Origin of the sequence: Terrabacter sp. LjRoot27, from assembly GCF_964254175.1 — a bacterium.
Lineage (GTDB): Bacteria > Actinomycetota > Actinomycetes > Actinomycetales > Dermatophilaceae > Terrabacter.
In genome coordinates, this window is the sequence record NZ_CAXUSS020000001.1 from 1,853,117 (window position 1) to 1,868,797 (window position 15,681).

16 protein-coding genes are annotated in these 15,681 nt (G+C 71.2%); 13 read left to right on the forward strand and 3 right to left on the reverse strand.

Going from position 1 to position 15,681, the window contains the following annotated elements; translation table 11 throughout:
* Positions 1 to 6: 6 nt before the first annotated feature.
* The 11 genes from ACSQ2D_RS08615 to ACSQ2D_RS08665 all read left to right on the forward strand — a co-directional run bounded on the left by ACSQ2D_RS08615 (position 7) and on the right by ACSQ2D_RS08665 (position 11,392).
* Positions 7 to 366: a histidine triad nucleotide-binding protein gene (locus ACSQ2D_RS08615; RefSeq protein WP_435985540.1), complete on the forward strand. Its 360-nt coding sequence runs from the start codon at positions 7 to 9 to the stop codon at positions 364 to 366.
* Complete coding sequence (locus ACSQ2D_RS08620) at positions 363 to 1,895, forward strand: S10 family peptidase (protein WP_435985541.1); 1,533 nt, start codon at positions 363 to 365, stop codon at positions 1,893 to 1,895. Before ACSQ2D_RS08615 ends, ACSQ2D_RS08620 begins: the two co-directional genes overlap by 4 nt.
* A 13-nt stretch (positions 1,896 to 1,908) precedes the next feature.
* A complete protein-coding gene (locus ACSQ2D_RS08625) occupies positions 1,909 to 3,120 on the forward strand; it encodes a PhoH family protein (protein WP_435985542.1) in 1,212 nt (403 codons plus the stop codon).
* A complete protein-coding gene (ybeY, locus tag ACSQ2D_RS08630) occupies positions 3,117 to 3,584 on the forward strand; it encodes an rRNA maturation RNase YbeY (protein ID WP_435985543.1) in 468 nt (155 codons plus the stop codon). Before ACSQ2D_RS08625 ends, ybeY begins: the two co-directional genes overlap by 4 nt.
* Positions 3,585 to 3,603: 19 nt before the next feature.
* Positions 3,604 to 4,917: a hemolysin family protein gene (locus tag ACSQ2D_RS08635; RefSeq protein ID WP_435985544.1), complete on the forward strand. Its 1,314-nt coding sequence runs from the start codon at positions 3,604 to 3,606 to the stop codon at positions 4,915 to 4,917.
* Entirely contained in the window at positions 4,898 to 5,872 is a 975-nt protein-coding gene (gene era, locus ACSQ2D_RS08640; protein WP_435985545.1) for a GTPase Era, read from the forward strand. Before ACSQ2D_RS08635 ends, era begins: the two co-directional genes overlap by 20 nt.
* Before the next feature lie 64 nt (positions 5,873 to 5,936).
* Positions 5,937 to 6,302, forward strand: a complete 366-nt coding sequence (locus ACSQ2D_RS08645; RefSeq protein ID WP_435985546.1) for a VOC family protein — start codon at positions 5,937 to 5,939, stop codon at positions 6,300 to 6,302.
* A gap of 40 nt (positions 6,303 to 6,342) precedes the next feature.
* Positions 6,343 to 6,486 carry a hypothetical protein gene (locus ACSQ2D_RS08650; protein ID WP_435985547.1) on the forward strand — a complete coding sequence of 48 codons (144 nt, stop codon included), beginning with the start codon at positions 6,343 to 6,345 and terminating at the stop codon, positions 6,484 to 6,486.
* Entirely contained in the window at positions 6,483 to 7,862 is a 1,380-nt protein-coding gene (locus ACSQ2D_RS08655; protein ID WP_435985548.1) for a hypothetical protein, read from the forward strand. The genes ACSQ2D_RS08650 and ACSQ2D_RS08655 overlap by 4 nt, the downstream gene beginning before the upstream one ends.
* A gap of 197 nt (positions 7,863 to 8,059) precedes the next feature.
* Positions 8,060 to 9,817, forward strand: a complete 1,758-nt coding sequence (leuA, locus tag ACSQ2D_RS08660; RefSeq protein WP_435985549.1) for a 2-isopropylmalate synthase — start codon at positions 8,060 to 8,062, stop codon at positions 9,815 to 9,817.
* A 36-nt stretch (positions 9,818 to 9,853) separates the two neighbouring features.
* On the forward strand, positions 9,854 to 11,392 hold the full coding sequence (locus tag ACSQ2D_RS08665) for a hypothetical protein (RefSeq protein WP_435985550.1): 1,539 nt from the start codon (positions 9,854 to 9,856) through the stop codon (positions 11,390 to 11,392).
* Positions 11,393 to 11,467: 75 nt separating this feature from the next.
* On the opposite strand, the gene ACSQ2D_RS08670 is transcribed toward ACSQ2D_RS08665, so the two are convergent.
* A complete protein-coding gene (locus ACSQ2D_RS08670) occupies positions 11,468 to 12,283 on the reverse strand; it encodes a maleylpyruvate isomerase family mycothiol-dependent enzyme (protein WP_435985551.1) in 816 nt (271 codons plus the stop codon).
* A 14-nt stretch (positions 12,284 to 12,297) separates the two neighbouring features.
* Positions 12,298 to 12,948, reverse strand: coding sequence for an alpha-ketoglutarate-dependent dioxygenase AlkB (locus ACSQ2D_RS08675; protein WP_435985552.1), 651 nt, complete (start codon positions 12,946 to 12,948; stop codon positions 12,298 to 12,300).
* 121 nt (positions 12,949 to 13,069) lie between these two features.
* On the opposite strand from ACSQ2D_RS08675, the gene recO reads away from it, so the two are divergent.
* A complete protein-coding gene (gene recO, locus ACSQ2D_RS08680; protein ID WP_435985553.1) occupies positions 13,070 to 13,798 on the forward strand; it encodes a DNA repair protein RecO in 729 nt (242 codons plus the stop codon).
* A 37-nt stretch (positions 13,799 to 13,835) separates the two neighbouring features.
* Entirely contained in the window at positions 13,836 to 14,615 is a 780-nt protein-coding gene (locus ACSQ2D_RS08685; protein ID WP_435985554.1) for an isoprenyl transferase, read from the forward strand.
* Positions 14,616 to 14,698: 83 nt separating this feature from the next.
* Here ACSQ2D_RS08685 and ACSQ2D_RS08690 read toward each other — a convergent pair whose 3' ends face one another.
* Entirely contained in the window at positions 14,699 to 15,667 is a 969-nt protein-coding gene (locus tag ACSQ2D_RS08690) for a hypothetical protein (protein WP_435985555.1), read from the reverse strand.
* Positions 15,668 to 15,681: the final 14 nt, after the last annotated feature.

Here is a 15,681-nt window from a genome sequence, read left to right on the forward strand (position 1 = left end):
GCAGTCATGACCTCGCAGACCCCCAGTGACTGCCTCTTCTGCAAGATCGTCGCCGGCGACATCCCGTCCGACCGGGTCGCCGAGAGCGAGCGGTCGATCGCCTTCCGCGACATCAGCCCGGCGGCGCCGATCCACGTCCTCGTCGTGCCCAGGCGCCACGAGCCGACCGTCGGCGCGCTGGCGGCGGCGTCCGGTGACGACCTCACCGACGTCTTCCGGCTCGCGGCCCGTGTGGCGGAGCAGGAGGGTGTGTCCGACGCGCACCGGATGATCGTCAACACCGGCAGCGGTGCGGGGCAGACGGTCTTCCACGCGCACGTGCACGTGCTCGCCGGTGCGGCCTTCACCGAGGGGAGGATGGTGTGAGCGACGAGAGCCCCACCCCCGACGAGAAGACCTCTGCGACAAAGGGATCGGCGGACACGGAGCCGAAGGCCGCTGACGCCGAGGCGAAGCCGGTCGACCCCGTCGACGACCTCGTGACGACCCACCACACGCTCAAGGTGGGCCGGCGACGGCTGCGCTACACCGCGACGACGGGCCGCGTCGTCCTCCGCGAGGAGGAGCACAAGGACGGCACCTTCGGGGGCCACAAGGCTCGCGCGGAGCTGTCGATGACGAGCTACGTGCTCGACGACGCCGACGCCCGCACGCGGCCCGTCACCTTCGCCTTCAACGGTGGTCCCGGCAGCTCGAGCGTCTGGCTGCACCTCGGCCTGCTCGGTCCCCGCCGCGTCGTCAGCGGCGACGTGGGCGCCCTCGAGCCGCCGCCCTACCACCTCGTCGACAACCCCGAGTCGCTCCTCGCCGTCAGCGACCTCGTCTTCATCGACCCCATGTCGACCGGCTACTCGCGGGCCGTCGAGGGCGGCAAGCCGGGGGAGTACCACGGCTACCAGAAGGACATCGAGTCCGTTGGCGAGCTGATCCGGCTCTGGACCTCGCGCAGCGGGCGCTGGATGTCGCCGAAGTTCGTCGCCGGCGAGTCCTACGGCACCCTGCGCGGCGCAGCGCTCGCCGAGCACCTCCAGTCCCGCTACGGCATGTACCTCAACGGGCTCGTCCTCATCAGCAGCGTCCTCGACCTCAGCTCGGTCGACTTCGAGAACCAGCGCAACGACCGAGCGCACGCGCTCTACCTGCCGACGTATGCCGCCGTGGCCCACTTCCACGGCAAGCACGGCCGCCGCGCCCTGCGGTCCGTCCTCGACGAGGCCGAGGCGTATGCCGCCCGCGAGTACCCGTGGGTGCTCTCCCGAGGCCACCGGCTGACGAAGGCCGAGCGCGCCGAGGCGGTCTCGACCCTGGCCCGGCTCTCGGGGCTGACCGAGGACTACGTCGACCGCGCCGACCTGCGGATCGAGCACTGGCGCTACTTCACCGAGCTGCTGCGCGACGAGCGCCTCTCGGTGGGTCGCCTCGACGCCCGCTTCACCGGGCCGGCCGCCACGGCCATCGCCGAGAACATGGACGCCGACCCGTCGCACGACGCCATCGCCGGCCCCTACGCCGCGGCCTGGAACCACTACGTCCGCGACGAGCTCGGCTACGTCAGCGACCTCCACTACGAGCAGATCTCGCGTCTCGTGCACCCGTGGAGCTTCAAGGACTTCGAGGGGCGGCCCATCGACGTGTCTCCGAAGCTCGAGCGCGCGATGCGCCAGAACCCGCACCTCAAGGTCCACATCGCCTACGGCTACTACGACGGTGCCACCCCGCACTTCGCCGCCGAGGACGTCGTGGCCCACCTGCAGCTGCCGGCCGACCGGCTCGCGAACATCGAGCACGCCTACTACGAGGCCGGCCACATGATGTACGTCCACGAGCCGTCGCGCGTGCAGCAGAGCAAGGACCTCGCGGAATTCGTGGTGAGGAGCTCCGGCCGCGACACGTAGACTCGTCACCACGATGAATGACGCGCAACCTCGACCATCCGACAGCGACGGCCCTGACGCCCCTGACGGCACCCAGCTCCCTGCGGGAGCCGAGAGCGGCGGTGACGCGCCGGTGCTGACCCGGCAGATCCCGCCGCCCATCGAGATGGTGACCCTCCTCGGTCCCCGCGACGAGCTGCTGCGCACGATGGAGCGCCAGTTCCCGCTCGTCGACACCCACGTGCGCGGCAACGAGATGACCTTCGCGGGACCCGCCGGTGAGCTCGAGATCATCGACACCCTCGTCGACGAGCTGCTGACCATCGTCTCGACCGGACAGCCGCTCAACCGCGACGCCGTCGAGCGGTCGATCTCGATGCTGCGCGGGCAGACCGCCGAGCGCCCGGCCGACGTGCTGACGATGAACATCGTCAGCAGCCGCGGTCGCACGATCCGCCCCAAGACGCTGAACCAGAAGCGCTACGTCGACGCGATCGACGAGCACACCGTCGTCTTCGGCATCGGCCCCGCCGGCACCGGCAAGACCTACCTCGCGATGGCCAAGGCCGTCGCGGCGCTGCAGGCCAAGCAGGTCAACCGCATCATCCTGACCCGCCCCGCGGTCGAGGCCGGCGAGCGTCTCGGCTTCCTGCCCGGCACGCTCAACGACAAGATCGACCCCTACCTGCGCCCGCTCTACGACGCGCTCCACGACATGGTCTCGCCCGAGACGATCCCACGGCTCATGGCGTCGGGCACGATCGAGGTGGCGCCGCTCGCGTACATGCGCGGACGCACGCTCAACGACGCCTTCATCATCCTCGACGAGGCGCAGAACACCTCGAGCGAGCAGATGAAGATGTTCCTCACCCGTCTCGGCTTCGGCTCGAAGATGGTCGTCACGGGCGACATCACCCAGGTCGACCTGCCCGGCGGCACGCGGTCGGGCCTGCGCGTCGTGCGCGACATCCTCGAGGGCGTCGAGGACGTCCACTTCGCCGAGCTGACCTCGCACGACGTCGTGCGTCACCGCCTCGTCAGCGCCATCGTCGACGCCTACGAACGCGACGAGGTGCGGGCCGAGCGCCGGGCCCGGGCGAGGAGCGGGGCGGTCGACCACCGCGACCACCGGGGTTCACGTCGTGGCCCCGACCACCGCGACGACCACCGCGACGACCACCGCGACCACGACGACCACCGCGACGATCGCGGCGGTCGCCGTGACGCCACGGAGGCCGGCGCGTGAGCATCGACGTCCTCAACGAGACCGACCACGACGTCGACGAGCTCGAGCTGCTGGCCTGCGCGGCCTACGTCATGGAGCAGATGCGCGTGCACGCGCAGGCCGACCTCTGCATCAAGCTCGTCGACGAGGACGCGATGGAGGTCCTCCACGTGCAGTGGATGGACCTGCCCGGACCCACCGACGTCATGAGCTTCCCGATGGACGAGCTGCGGCCCGGCCGCGAGGGCCAGGAGCCCGAGGAGGGCACCCTCGGCGACATCGTCCTCTGCCCGTCCGTCGCGACGAAGCAGGCGCTCGAGGCCGGTCACGCGCCGATGGAGGAGATGCTGCTGCTCACGACGCACGGCATCCTGCACCTGCTCGGCTACGACCACGCCGAGCCGGACGAGGAACGCGAGATGTTCGAGCTGCAACGTCAGCTGCTGCTGACCTTCCTCGCCACGCGCAACCGCCCGAGCGCCTGACCGCGGACGAGAGACCGAGATGTTCCCGCAGTTCGCCCTCCCGGCCCTCATCAGCATCGTCGTGGCGTTCCTGCTGTCGGCCGCCGAGGCCGCCATCTTCCGCATGTCACGGGTGCGCGCCCAGGAGCTCTTCGACGAGGGACGGTCGGGCGCCAAGTCGCTGATGACCGTGGTCGGCGACTCGCCGGCATACCTCTCGGTCATCGCGTTCCTGCGCGTCGTCGCCGAGGCCACCGCAGCGGTCCTCGTCACCCTGGCCGTCGCCGGGCGGTTCGAGTCGACGTGGAGCCGCGCCCTCATCAGCATCACGATCATGGCCGTCGTGTCGTTCGTCGTCGTCGGCGTCTCGCCGCGCACCCTCGGCCGGCAGAACTACGACACCGTCGCGCTGTGGAGCGCCCCCTTCGCCGTCGGCCTGCGGCGCGTGCTGGGCCCGCTGGCCAAGCTGCTCGTCGTCCTCGGCAACGCGGTCACGCCCGGCAAGGGCTACACCGACGGCCCCTTCCAGACCGAGTCCGAGCTGCGCGACCTCGTCGACATGGCCGGTGACTCCGACGTCATCGAGGCCGACGAGCGCGAGATGATCCACTCGGTCTTCGAGCTCGGCGACACCCTCGCTCGCGCGGTCATGGTGCCGCGCACCGACATGGTGGTGCTCGACGCGGACAAGACGCTGCGCAGCGCGATGTCGCTCTTCCTGCGCTCGGGCTTCTCCCGGATCCCCGTCGTCGGCGAGGACAGCGACGACGTCCGCGGCCTGCTCTACTTCAAGGACGTCGCCCGACGCCTCAACGCGGCCCCCGAGGACGGCCGGCACCCGGCCACCGAGGTCATGCGGCCCATGCACTTCGTGCCCGAGAGCAAGCCGGTCGACGACCTGCTGCGCGAGATGCAGCGCGACCAGAACCACTTCGCCATCGTCGTCGACGAGTACGGCGGCACCGCCGGCCTCATCACGATCGAGGACATCATCGAGGAGATCGTCGGCGAGATCGCCGACGAGCACGACCGAGAGGCGCCCGGCGTCGAGCAGCTCGAGGACGGCACCCTGCGGGTCCCGGCGTCGATGGACATCGACGACCTGGCGGAGCTCTTCGACGTCACCATCGACGAGGAGGACGTCGACACCGTCGGCGGTCTCCTCACGAAGGTGATCGGGCGGGTCCCGATCGTCGGGTCGTCCGGTACGGTCGCCGGGTTGGAGCTGACGGCCGAACGCATGGCCGGACGCCGCCACCGCGTCGCGTCGGTCATCGTGCACCGGGCCTCGGTGCCGGAGGACGACGCCGCGTACACCGAGACGGAGGACGCCCATGGGCACCCAGGACGCTGACCCGACGCACGGCGAGACCTCGGCCTCGGGGACGACCGACCGATCGGCCGACTACCGCGCGGGCTTCGCCTGCCTCGTCGGGCGACCCAACGCGGGCAAGTCGACGCTGACCAACGCGCTCGTGGGCCAGAAGGTCGCGATCACGAGCTCCAAGCCGCAGACGACCCGCCACACGATCCGGGGTGTGACGACGACCGCGACGGCGCAGCTGATCCTCGTCGACACCCCGGGTCTCCACAAGCCGCGGACCCTCCTCGGCCAGCGCCTCAACGACCTCGTCCGCGAGACGCTCCTCGAGGTCGACGTCATCGGGTTCTGCCTGCCCGCCGACCAGCGCATCGGGCCCGGCGACACCTTCATCGCCCACGAGCTCGCCGAGCTGCGCTCGGTCCGGCGCCGCCCGGTCGTCGCCATCGCGACGAAGGCCGACGCCGTCGACCGCGAGCGGCTCGCCGAGCACCTCATCGCCATCGACCAGCTGGGCGAGTGGGACGCGATCATCCCGTGCTCGGCCGTCTCCGGGAGCCAGGTCGAGGAGGTGCGTGACGTCCTCGCGTCCTTCCTGCCGCGCTCGCCGCAGCTCTACCCCGACGGGATGCTCACCGACGAGCCCGAGATGGTCATGATCGCCGAGCTCGTGCGCGAGGCGGCGCTCGAGGGCGTGCGCGACGAGCTGCCGCACTCGCTGGCCGTGGTGGTCGAGGAGATGGTGCAGCGCGAGGGCCGTCCCGACGACAAGCCGCTGCTCGACGTCCGCGTCAACGTCTTCGTCGAGCGTCCGAGCCAGAAGGCCATCGTCATCGGGCGAGGCGGGTCCCGGCTGCGTGAGGTCGGGACGAACGCCCGCAAGGGCATCGAGGCACTCCTCGGGCAGAAGGTCTACCTCGACCTCCACGTCAAGGTGGCCAAGGACTGGCAGCGCGACCCCAAGCAGCTCCAGCGCCTCGGCTTCTGACCCGCGACGAACACTGCAGCCCAACGGATTTCGCTCTCGTCCCGCGGTGCTTTAGCCTGCCGCGATGAGCAGCCCGATCCAGCGCCGCGTCGGCCAGGTCTTCGTCCCCGTCCGTGACATGGCTGCCGCCATCCGGTGGTATGCCGCCGTGCTCGGTTTCGAGCCGGGCGTGGCCTCCCATGGCGGCACCGTCTACGACATCCCGACAGACGGGGAGACCCGGCTCGCGCTCGACGCGAACCGTCCCGACTTCGTGGCGTCCGGGCCGCCGCGCTTCTTCCTCTGGACCGACGACATGGCGGCGACGGTCGAGCACCTTCGCCGCCTCGACGTCACGATCACCTCGGACGTCGAGGACATCGGCAGCGTCTTCTTCGTGCAGTTCGAGGACCCCGACGGCAACGCACTCATGGTCTGCCAACGCGCCTGACGTCAGCGTGCGGTCCTAGACTTCGGGCAAGGAGGCGCACATGTCGGAGACGGCTGCACACGACCACGAGCTCGAGGTCCTCGAGGAGGACCAGACGGTGCCCCCGCGTCCGGAGGAGCAGATCGCCGACGCCCGCCAGGATGCTTCCGAGGCCGACGCAGCCAGCCCCACCTCCGCGCCGTGACCGACGACCCCTGGGGACTCCACGAGCCACCTGCCGTCGCCGAAGCAGACCTCGAGCCGCTTCCGGGGGTCCTGGCCGAGATCGCCCGGGCCCTCGACTCAGGTGACCGGCTGCCCGCTCCTGAACGGGCGCACATGGACCGGCCCGGGGCGCGTGACCTGCCAGAGGTCGACGCTCTCGTCGGGCAGGGGTGGGAGCCGCTGGCCGCCATGCGCCTCGGCTCCGACGTCGGTCTGGTGCCCGCCGTGTGGCCCGCCGAGCACCGGTGCTGGCTTCACGACCGGGTCCCCGCCTTCGGCGTGTGCGCCTACGGACCCGGCGAGACGTACATCGAGCCGGACCTGCGCAACCCGCAGCGTGAGCACTGGGAGCTCGCGCGCCACGCTCGGTCCGTGGGCCTACCACCCCCGCCGCCGGGTCGACTGTGGCTGCTGCGCTCACCCTGGACCGGGATCAGCGCCAGCAGCCTCCTGCTCGCCATCAGGCAGGTGCGCGACGCCGATGCCTTCGGCTGGGACGCCGTCGGCATGATGCGGGCGGCCGCGCACGTGCTCGACCACGGCGAGGACGCCCTGTGGAACCGGTGGACCGGACGCCAGGCCGATGCCGCCATGGCCTGGCGTCGCGAGGGTGCCACCGGCCGGGACGTCGCCCAGTGGGTTCGTCTCGGGCTGCGACCCGACGACCTCGCCGTCCTGACCGCCCCCCTCGCCGAGGGCGGTGCCGGTCTGTCGCTCAGTTCGGTGCCCGAATGGTGCGAGAGCGTCACTGCCATGACGGGAGAGCCGCGGGACGACGACGTCTCGCGCGTCATCGCCTGGCGGAAGATCGGGCTGTCGGAGGATGCGCCGGTGTGGCGGCTGTCAGGTGTGATGTTCGAGCGCGAGCCGGCCCACGTCCGGGCCTGGCTCGAGGCGGGCCTCGCCGTGGAGGAGATCGTCGCCTGGGATGCCGACGACCTGTCCCTGGCGCTGCGGTGGCGCGAGGCCGGCGTGGAGGTGAGGGACGCCAGAGCGCTGACGCTGGCCGACCCGACCTTGACGCCGGAGGAGGCGCTCGCCTACGACGCCATGGGGATCGAGCGACGCGCCCGGCAGCGCTGGGTCGAGGCCGGCTTCTCGGCCGATGAGGCCAGGACGTGGACCGATCTCGACATCGTGGCGTCCGAGGCCCGCGTCTGGCGTTCCCTCGGCCGTGGAGTCGAGGAGGCCCGAGCACAACGAGCGGCTGGCGGGGCTGCACTGCCGGCCGGGTTCGAGGGCGGGTGGATCGGCTTCGGCTCGGACCGCGACGACGTCAGCTATGGCGTCACCGACCCGCCGGGCACTCGGGGAAGCGTGGCGAACACCGGTCCGGACGGCATGCCGTACCCCTGACCGGACTCGTGTCTCACGATCCGGGCAGCGGTCCCGAGGGGTGGACGCGAACGGAGCGACCGGCATACGGTGAACGGGTGCGAGCGGTGAGCCTCCTTCTTCTCTGCCGCGACGAGGCCTGACCCCGGCCCTCCTCGTCGCGGAGTTTCCCGTGTCCGGCCGGACACCGAGCGAAACGCAGACGAGAGAGTGACGCGATGATCCACCCCCAGCAGACGTCGGGAATGCCGTTCCAGAAGTACGTCCCGTTCCACGAGCAGATCCCGTTCGAGCTCCCAGACCGCACGTGGCCGACGAAGCGCATCGACCGGGCGCCGCGCTGGTGCGCCGTCGACCTGCGCGACGGCAACCAGGCGCTCATCGACCCGATGAACTCCGAGCGCAAGCTGCGGATGTTCCAGCTGCTCGTGAAGATGGGCTACAAGGAGATCGAGGTCGGCTTCCCGTCGGCGAGCCAGACCGACTTCGACTTCTGCCGCGAGCTCATCGAGGGTGGGCACATCCCCGACGACGTGACGATCCAGGTCTTGACGCAGTGCCGCGACCACCTCATCGAGCGCACCTACGACGCGATCCGGGGCAGCAAGCAGGCCATCGTCCACTTCTACAACTCGACCTCGGCGCTGCAGCGCAAGGTCGTCTTCGGCCTCGACCAGGACGGCATCATCGACATCGCCGTCCAGGCCGCGCGTCTCTGCAGGAAGCTCGAGGAGACGATCCCCGACACGACGATCTACTACGAGTACTCGCCCGAGTCCTACACCGGCACCGAGCTCGACTTCGCGATGCGGATCTGCAACGCCGTCGTCGACGTCATCGACCCGACGCCCGACCACAAGATCATCGTCAACCTGCCGGCGACCGTCGAGATGGCCACGCCCAACGTCTACGCCGACTCCATCGAGTGGATGATCCGCCACCTCGAGCGTCGCGAGTCGATCGTCGTGAGCCTGCACCCGCACAACGACCGCGGCACGGGCGTGGCCGCGGCCGAGCTCGGCTACCTCGCCGGCGCAGACCGCATCGAGGGCTGCCTCTTCGGCAACGGTGAGCGCACCGGCAACGTCTGCCTCGTCACCCTCGGCATGAACCTCTTCAGCCAGGGCATCGACCCGCAGATCGACTTCAGCGACATCGACGAGGTGCGCCGCACCGTCGAGTACTGCAACCAGCTGCCCGTGGGTGAGCGCCACCCCTACGGCGGTGACCTCGTCTTCACCGCCTTCTCCGGCTCGCACCAGGACGCCATCAAGAAGGGCTTCGAGGCCATGGCGTCCGAGGCCAAGGAGAAGGGCACGGGCATCGACGACCTCGTCTGGGGCGTCCCCTACCTCCCGATCGACCCGCACGACCTCGGCCGCTCCTACGAGGCCGTCGTCCGCGTCAACAGCCAGTCCGGCAAGGGCGGCGTCGCGTACATCATGAAGACCGAGCACCAGATGGACCTGCCGCGCCGGCTGCAGATCGAGTTTTCCGGTGTCGTCCAGCGCGGCGTCGACCAGGACGGCGGAGAGGTCGCGCCCGCCGACCTGTGGGCGAGGTTCCAGGACGAGTACCTCCCCGACCCGACTCGTGCGTGGGGTCGCTTCGAGCTCGTCAACGTCGTCACGGACTCGACCGTCGACGGGGCGAGCACGATCGAGGCGACCGTCCGCGACGGCGGCGATTCCCTGACCGTCACCGGCACGGGCAACGGCCCCATCGCCGCCTTCGTCGATGCCCTCTCGACCGTCGAGGGCACCCCGGACGTCCGGGTCCTCGACTACGCCGAGCACGCCTTGTCCGCCGGTGGCGACGCCCGCGCTGCGGCCTACGTCGAGTGCGCCGTCGGCGACCGCGTCCTCTGGGGCGTCGGCGTCGACCCCTCGATCGTCACGGCGTCCATCAAGGCGATCGTCTCGGCGGTCAACCGCGCCCACCGCGACGCCGTCCCGGCCGCCTCGTCGGACGCCTGATCTGACGCCCACTCGCGTGGGGTAGCGTCTGGCGCCATGGAGTCCCCGGTCGGTCGAGCACTGCTTCGACTGGCCGGGGTCTCTCTCGTCGCGGTCGCGGTCGTCGGTCTCGTCGCGCCCCGACCCGTCAACGTCGAGCACCGCTGGCAGGTGGTGGTGCCCGTCACGGTCGGGCTGGTCCTGCTGGCCGCCGTCGTCCGCGTGCCCGGGTGGGCGAAGCGGCGCTGGGTGCCCGTCGTCGTCGCGGTCGGCGGGGGCGTCGTCGCGACGATGGTCGGGCTCATGACCCGCTACCGCTACGGCTGGGACGCCCGCATCGTCATGGACATGGCCCGGGGACTGCAGTCTGGCCGACCGCTGAGCCCAGCGGAGTACGACTACCTCTCCCTCTACCCCAACAACCTGCCGCTGCTCGCCATCGACCGGATGGGCGTCGCTGTCGGACAGGCGTTCTCGCTGGCGCCCGACGCCGTCCTCATCCCGCTCAACGGGATCTGCGTCGGCGTGACGCTGTATGCCGTCCACGACCTCGTCGGGCGCGTGGCAGGTCGCGGGCCCTCCCTCGTGGCCCAGCTCGCGACGCTCGTCCTCGTCGGCACGAGCCCCTGGCTGGCCGTGCCCTACACGGACTTCTACGCGATGCCGTTCGTCGTCGGGGGAGTGGCCCTCGCCGTCCGGGCCATGACCCCACGGGCGCGGACCGGCCGGGTCGTCCTGTGGCTGCTCGCCATCGTGTCGGTGACCGTCGCGTACTCCATCAAGACCACGCCCGTCGTCATCGCCATCGCCGCGGTCCTGACGGCCGTCGTTGCGATCTTCGACCACGACCTCCTCCCCGCCCGACGCGCGGGCGTCATCGCGGCGTGCGCAGCGTCCGCGCTCGCGTTCGTCGGCCTCGGAGTCGGGCTGGCCGCCACCGCGACGGCCGCATCGGGCGTCGACTCCGCGCGCATCGACACCTCGGTCTCGCCCCCGATCCTCTGGTGGGTCGCGCTCGGCGCCGACGAGCAGCGCTCATCGACCGGGGTCGTCAACTACGGCGCCTACTCGCGGGAGATGGTCGACGCCGTGACCGGCCGCAGCCAGGCCGAGATGAAGACGTATGCCGCCGGCGTGCTCGCGGACCGGTGGGCCGAGCGCGGTCTCGGCGGCATGCTGGCCTTCTACGGCAACAAGGCCGCGTGGAACTGGGGAGACGGGATGTTCTGGGCCTGGGGTGAGGGCCCCGACTCGCTCCCCGGCACGCTCGCGCCCGCGACCGGTGTGACCGGGGTCGTCCACGACCTCAACGGGTTCCAGGGCTCGGGATACCAGACGCGCGCCGACCTGACGCAGGCGTTGTGGCTGGCCCTCCTGCTCGTGGCCGGTGTCGGGCTGCTGCGCGCGCCCTACCGGCGCGAGACCCTGCTCGTCGCCGCCTCGGTGCTCGGCATCGCCGCCTTCACCCTCGTGCTCCAGGGCCGGTCGCGCTACCTCTTCGCGTTCGTCCCCCTCGTCGTCGTCCTGGCCGGGATGGTCCACGCCTGGTTCCCGGGCCCGGGGCGAGCAGGTCGCTTCGGGCGCCGCACGGGCTGAGCCGTCCGGGTCCGTCGTCCGGGTCCGTCGATCGAGTCAGTCGATCGAGTCAGTCGATCGAGTCAGTCGATCGAGTCAGTCGATCGAGTCGGAAAGCACGGCGTCGACCGCGGCCAGCGCTGCGGCGTCGCCGTCACGCGTGATCTCGCCCTCGGCGGGGCGGTTCCAGAGCCAGCAGTCGATGTCGGCCGCGGACCCACTGATCTCGGCCGCCGCGTCGGCGTCGGGCCCGTCGCTGACGAGGAAGCGCAGCACGTCGATCTCGTCGCCGTTCCGCGTGCCGGTGATGCGCACCGGGGTCACGGTCCAGGAGTGCATCGCGTCGACCGTCGCGATCGTCACCGGTGCCGAGACCGGCACGTGGGTCAGGTCCGGCTCGGGCTCGTGACCGCGCATGATCCGCAGGGCCTCGTCGATGCCGTCGGCCGCGAGCCGACAGTCGAGCGGGGTGCGCTCACCGACGGTGAGCTCGGCGTCGATGCGGTGCACCATCGCCTCGTGGGCCTGACGTCGGCGGATGTAGCCGGCCGTCTTGTCGTCGGCCCACATCCACAGCGGCGTCTCCGGCGGCAGCTCGCCGAGCATCCGGTGCAGCCTCTCGCTCGAGCGGTCGAAGAAGTCGAGCAGGCCGGCGCGGTCGGCCGGTCGCTCCTCCCGGGTCGCGTTCATCGCGTCGAGGTCGGCGGGGTCGGTCAGCCCTCGCTCGGCGATCTCGCCCCAGAACCACTGCACCTCACCCAGGTGCCACAGCAGGTCGTCGGCGTCCCAGTCGGGGCACGACGGCACCCGGGCGCCAGCCGGCGCCGTCGCGAGCACCGTCCGGAAGCGAGCCGAGTCGGCCGCGAGGTGGTCGAGGAAGGGAAGGGGGCCACCTGAGCGGCTGGACGGCATACGTGGGTCTCCTGTCAGCGGACGCCGGCTACACGGAACTGCACCGAGATGCGCGGCCCCATCGGCTCCGACGTCTTGGGGACCGCGTGGTCCCACGTCCGCTGGCACGAACCGCCCATCACGACGAGGTCACCATGTCCCAGGGGATAGCGCAAGCTCTTTGTCGTCGCCCCGGGGATCGGCCCGCCGTCGCGCGGGCGCAGCGCGAGCGTGCGCGCCGAACCGAGGGAGAGGATCGCGATCATCGTGTCGCTGTCACGGGAGCGCCCGATGCGGTCGCCGTGCCAGGCGACGCTGTCGCGACCGTCGCGGTAGAGGCAGAGGCCGGCCGTGACGAACGGCTCTCCGAGCTCGGGCGCGTAGTGCCGGCTCAGCGCGTCACGCGCCTCGACGAGCATCGGGTGGGGGAGCCTCTCGTCGCCCGCGTAGAACTTCGTGAGGCGGGGGACGTCGACGACGGAGTCGTACATCTGGCGCCGCTCGGCGTGCCACGGCACGTCGCGCAGCAGCGCCGTGAAGAGCTCGTCGCCGGCCGCGAGCCAGCCGGGGCGGACGTCGACCCACGCGCCGTGGGCCAGGTGGTGGCGGGTCTTCCCGGTGCCCACGTCGCGGAGCGTCATCGCGTCGGCGAGGTCGAGGAGCGAACCCTGGAGTGAGAGGTCCATGCCCCCACGATAACCCAACCTGTCGAACGGGTGTTCGAACGACGGCGGCGTTTCGCGACGACCTCGGGCAGACCGGCGCGTGCGGTGCCCCCCACGCCCCGGCGGGGGAGAGAATGGAGCCATGCCCCTCTACCGTGACGAGGCGATCGTCCTGCGCACCCACAAGCTGGGCGAGGCCGACCGCATCATCACGATGCTGACCCGCACGCGGGGCCGGGTCCGCGCGGTCGCCAAGGGCGTACGGCGCACGAGGTCCCGCTTCGGGTCGCGCCTCGAGCCCGGGATGGTCATCGACGTGCAGTGCTACGAGGGACGCAACCTCGACACGGTGACCCAGGTCGAGACGCTCGCTCCCTACGGCGACGCGATCGCCCGCGACTACACCGCCTACACGTGCGCGACGTCGATGCTCGAGACGGCGCTCCAGCTCACGGAGGAGCACGAGCCCCAGACGCAGCAGTACCTCCTGCTCGCGGGTGCCCTGCGCTCCCTCGCCGAGCACAGCCACGACGCCGGGCTCGTCCTCGACGCCTACCTGCTGCGCTCGCTCGCCGTCGCCGGCTGGGCGCCGAGCTTCGTCGACTGCGCGAAGTGCGGTGCGCCGGGCCCCCACCGGGCGTTCAACGTGCAGGCCGGCGGCGCCGTGTGCTCCGTGTGCCGTCCGCCCGGCTCGAGCGCCCCCGCCCCCGAGACCTTCGAGCTGCTCGCGTCACTGCTCACCGGCGACTGGGACGTCGCCGACGCGAGTGACGACCGCATCCGGCGACAGGGCAACGGCCTCGTCTCCGCCTTCCTCCAGTGGCACATCGAGCGAGGGCTGCGGTCGCTGCGCCTCGTCGACCGAGCCTGAGCCAGCAGCGAACCCGATCCCGACCGACCGGAGACCCATGTACGCCAAGCCCTTCCCGCACCCGTCCGGCGCGACGCCGCCCGCCATCCCGACCGACCTGCTGCCCAAGCACGTCGCGATCGTCATGGACGGCAACGGCCGCTGGGCCAACGCGCGAGGGCTTCCGCGGACCAAGGGCCACGAGGCGGGGGAGGCGTCGCTGCTCGACGTCGTCGCGGGAGCCGTCGACATCGGCGTGACGCACCTGTCGGCCTACGCCTTCTCGACGGAGAACTGGCGCCGGTCGCCCGACGAGGTCCGCTTCCTCATGGGCTTCAACCGCGACGTCATCCGCCGGCGGCGCGACCAGCTCCACGAGTGGGGCGTGCGGATGCGCTGGGTCGGCCGTGCGCCGCGCCTGTGGCGGTCGGTCATCAAGGAGCTCGAGGTCGCCCAGGAGCTGACGCAGCACAACACGGGTCTCACGCTCTACTTCTGCGTCAACTACGGCGGGCGCGCCGAGATCGCCGACGCCGTGCAGCGGATCGCCCATGACGTCAAGGACGGTCGGCTCCGTCCGGGTTCGGTCGACGAGAAGACGATCAAGCGCTACCTCGACGAGCCCACGATGCCCGACGTCGACCTCTTCGTGCGCAGCTCCGGCGAGCAGCGCACGAGCAACTTCCTGCTGTGGCAGTCGGCCTACGCCGAGATGGTCTTCCAGAACCGGCTGTGGCCCGACTACGACCGCCGCGACCTCTGGTCCGCGATCGAGGAGTACGTCGACCGCGACCGCCGCTACGGCGGAGCCGTCGACGCCCCGACGACCACCTCCTGATCCCGCCTGCGGCTTGAGCGACCTGCTCGGGTCGACGCCACCCGGTCGGGTCGACGCCACCGGTGTCCGGGGGGTCGGAGCCGTCAGCGTGGCGTCGCCTCGAACGGCCGGCTGCGGGCGATCGCGGCGCGGATGCGCTCCCAGACCAGCTCTGGCCGGTCCAGGTCGCTCCACGTAACCCGGACCACCGTCCAGCCCTCGTCCTCGAGCGCGTCCTGGCGCCGTTTCTCCTGCCACAGGACGTCGGCCCCGTGCTGCGGGTCGGTGTACTTCACCTTGCCGTCGAACTCGACGAGCACTCGGGTGCCGTCGATGCGGAAGTCGGCGCGGCGCGTGCCGAGTCGGGTCGAGACCTCGAGCTGCGGCGTCACGGGCAGCCCGAGATCGGCGAGGAGGTGGGCGAGGCGCGTCTCGCCGGGGGACTCGTGCCTGCCGTCGCACCGCTCGAGGGCCGCTGCCGCGGCCCGGATGCCGCGGTGCCCCGACAACAGGACGGTGGCCTCGCGCAGCGACCCGGCGGTCACGAGCCCGGCCCGCAGGGCGGCGTCCCCGCAGATGGCGGCATCCATGGCGCCGGCGACGAGGCCCGTCTGGACGACGGCGACGGCCAGGGGCACGAGCGGTCCCAGGGCAGGTGGGCCCGGCTCCGGCGCAGGTGTGATCGGGACGAGCCCGGGCACCGCCGAGTGGCTGACGACGTGCGGCCTGCGCCGCGTCACGCGGTCACCGACCCGGGTGACGTGGACCGCCGACAGGTCGGCACGCCAGACCGGGAGGCCTGCGATCAACACGCGGGAGTGATGGCTGAGCGCCACCCGTCCGTCGAGATGGCGCACCACGGCCCGGGCGAGGAGCAGGTGCCGGTCGACGGCGTTCTCGGGGCGCCGCGTGGCGTACCAGCCCGTGCACAACCGGTGCAGCCGACCAGCCCGGAGGAGACGCCGGACCTGGTGCGAGTCGATCCCGTGCCGAGCCAGGTCGGCCGCGCTGAGGACGTCGTGGGCGGCATACGGCAGGTCGACGTCGGGCTGTGTGCGGGCGAGGGCGCTCATGGTGACAGCCTGAG

Bases quoted from the DNA above. Each gene is read 5' to 3' on its own strand.
- era (WP_435985545.1), top strand. From the start codon at position 4,898: ATGGGCACCCAGGACGCTGACCCGACGCACGGCGAGACCTCGGCCTCG.
- recO (WP_435985553.1), top strand. From the start codon at position 13,070: ATGCCCCTCTACCGTGACGAGGCGATCGTCCTGCGCACCCACAAGCTG.
- ACSQ2D_RS08645 (WP_435985546.1), top strand. From the start codon at position 5,937: ATGAGCAGCCCGATCCAGCGCCGCGTCGGCCAGGTCTTCGTCCCCGTC.
- ACSQ2D_RS08670 (WP_435985551.1), bottom strand. From the start codon at position 12,283: ATGCCGTCCAGCCGCTCAGGTGGCCCCCTTCCCTTCCTCGACCACCTC.
- ACSQ2D_RS08665 (WP_435985550.1), top strand. From the start codon at position 9,854: ATGGAGTCCCCGGTCGGTCGAGCACTGCTTCGACTGGCCGGGGTCTCT.
- ACSQ2D_RS08690 (WP_435985555.1), bottom strand. From the start codon at position 15,667: ATGAGCGCCCTCGCCCGCACACAGCCCGACGTCGACCTGCCGTATGCC.
- ACSQ2D_RS08635 (WP_435985544.1), top strand. From the start codon at position 3,604: ATGTTCCCGCAGTTCGCCCTCCCGGCCCTCATCAGCATCGTCGTGGCG.
- ACSQ2D_RS08625 (WP_435985542.1), top strand. From the start codon at position 1,909: ATGAATGACGCGCAACCTCGACCATCCGACAGCGACGGCCCTGACGCC.
- ACSQ2D_RS08650 (WP_435985547.1), top strand. From the start codon at position 6,343: ATGTCGGAGACGGCTGCACACGACCACGAGCTCGAGGTCCTCGAGGAG.
- leuA (WP_435985549.1), top strand. From the start codon at position 8,060: ATGATCCACCCCCAGCAGACGTCGGGAATGCCGTTCCAGAAGTACGTC.
- ACSQ2D_RS08615 (WP_435985540.1), top strand. From the start codon at position 7: ATGACCTCGCAGACCCCCAGTGACTGCCTCTTCTGCAAGATCGTCGCC.
- ACSQ2D_RS08675 (WP_435985552.1), bottom strand. From the start codon at position 12,948: ATGGACCTCTCACTCCAGGGTTCGCTCCTCGACCTCGCCGACGCGATG.
- ACSQ2D_RS08685 (WP_435985554.1), top strand. From the start codon at position 13,836: ATGTACGCCAAGCCCTTCCCGCACCCGTCCGGCGCGACGCCGCCCGCC.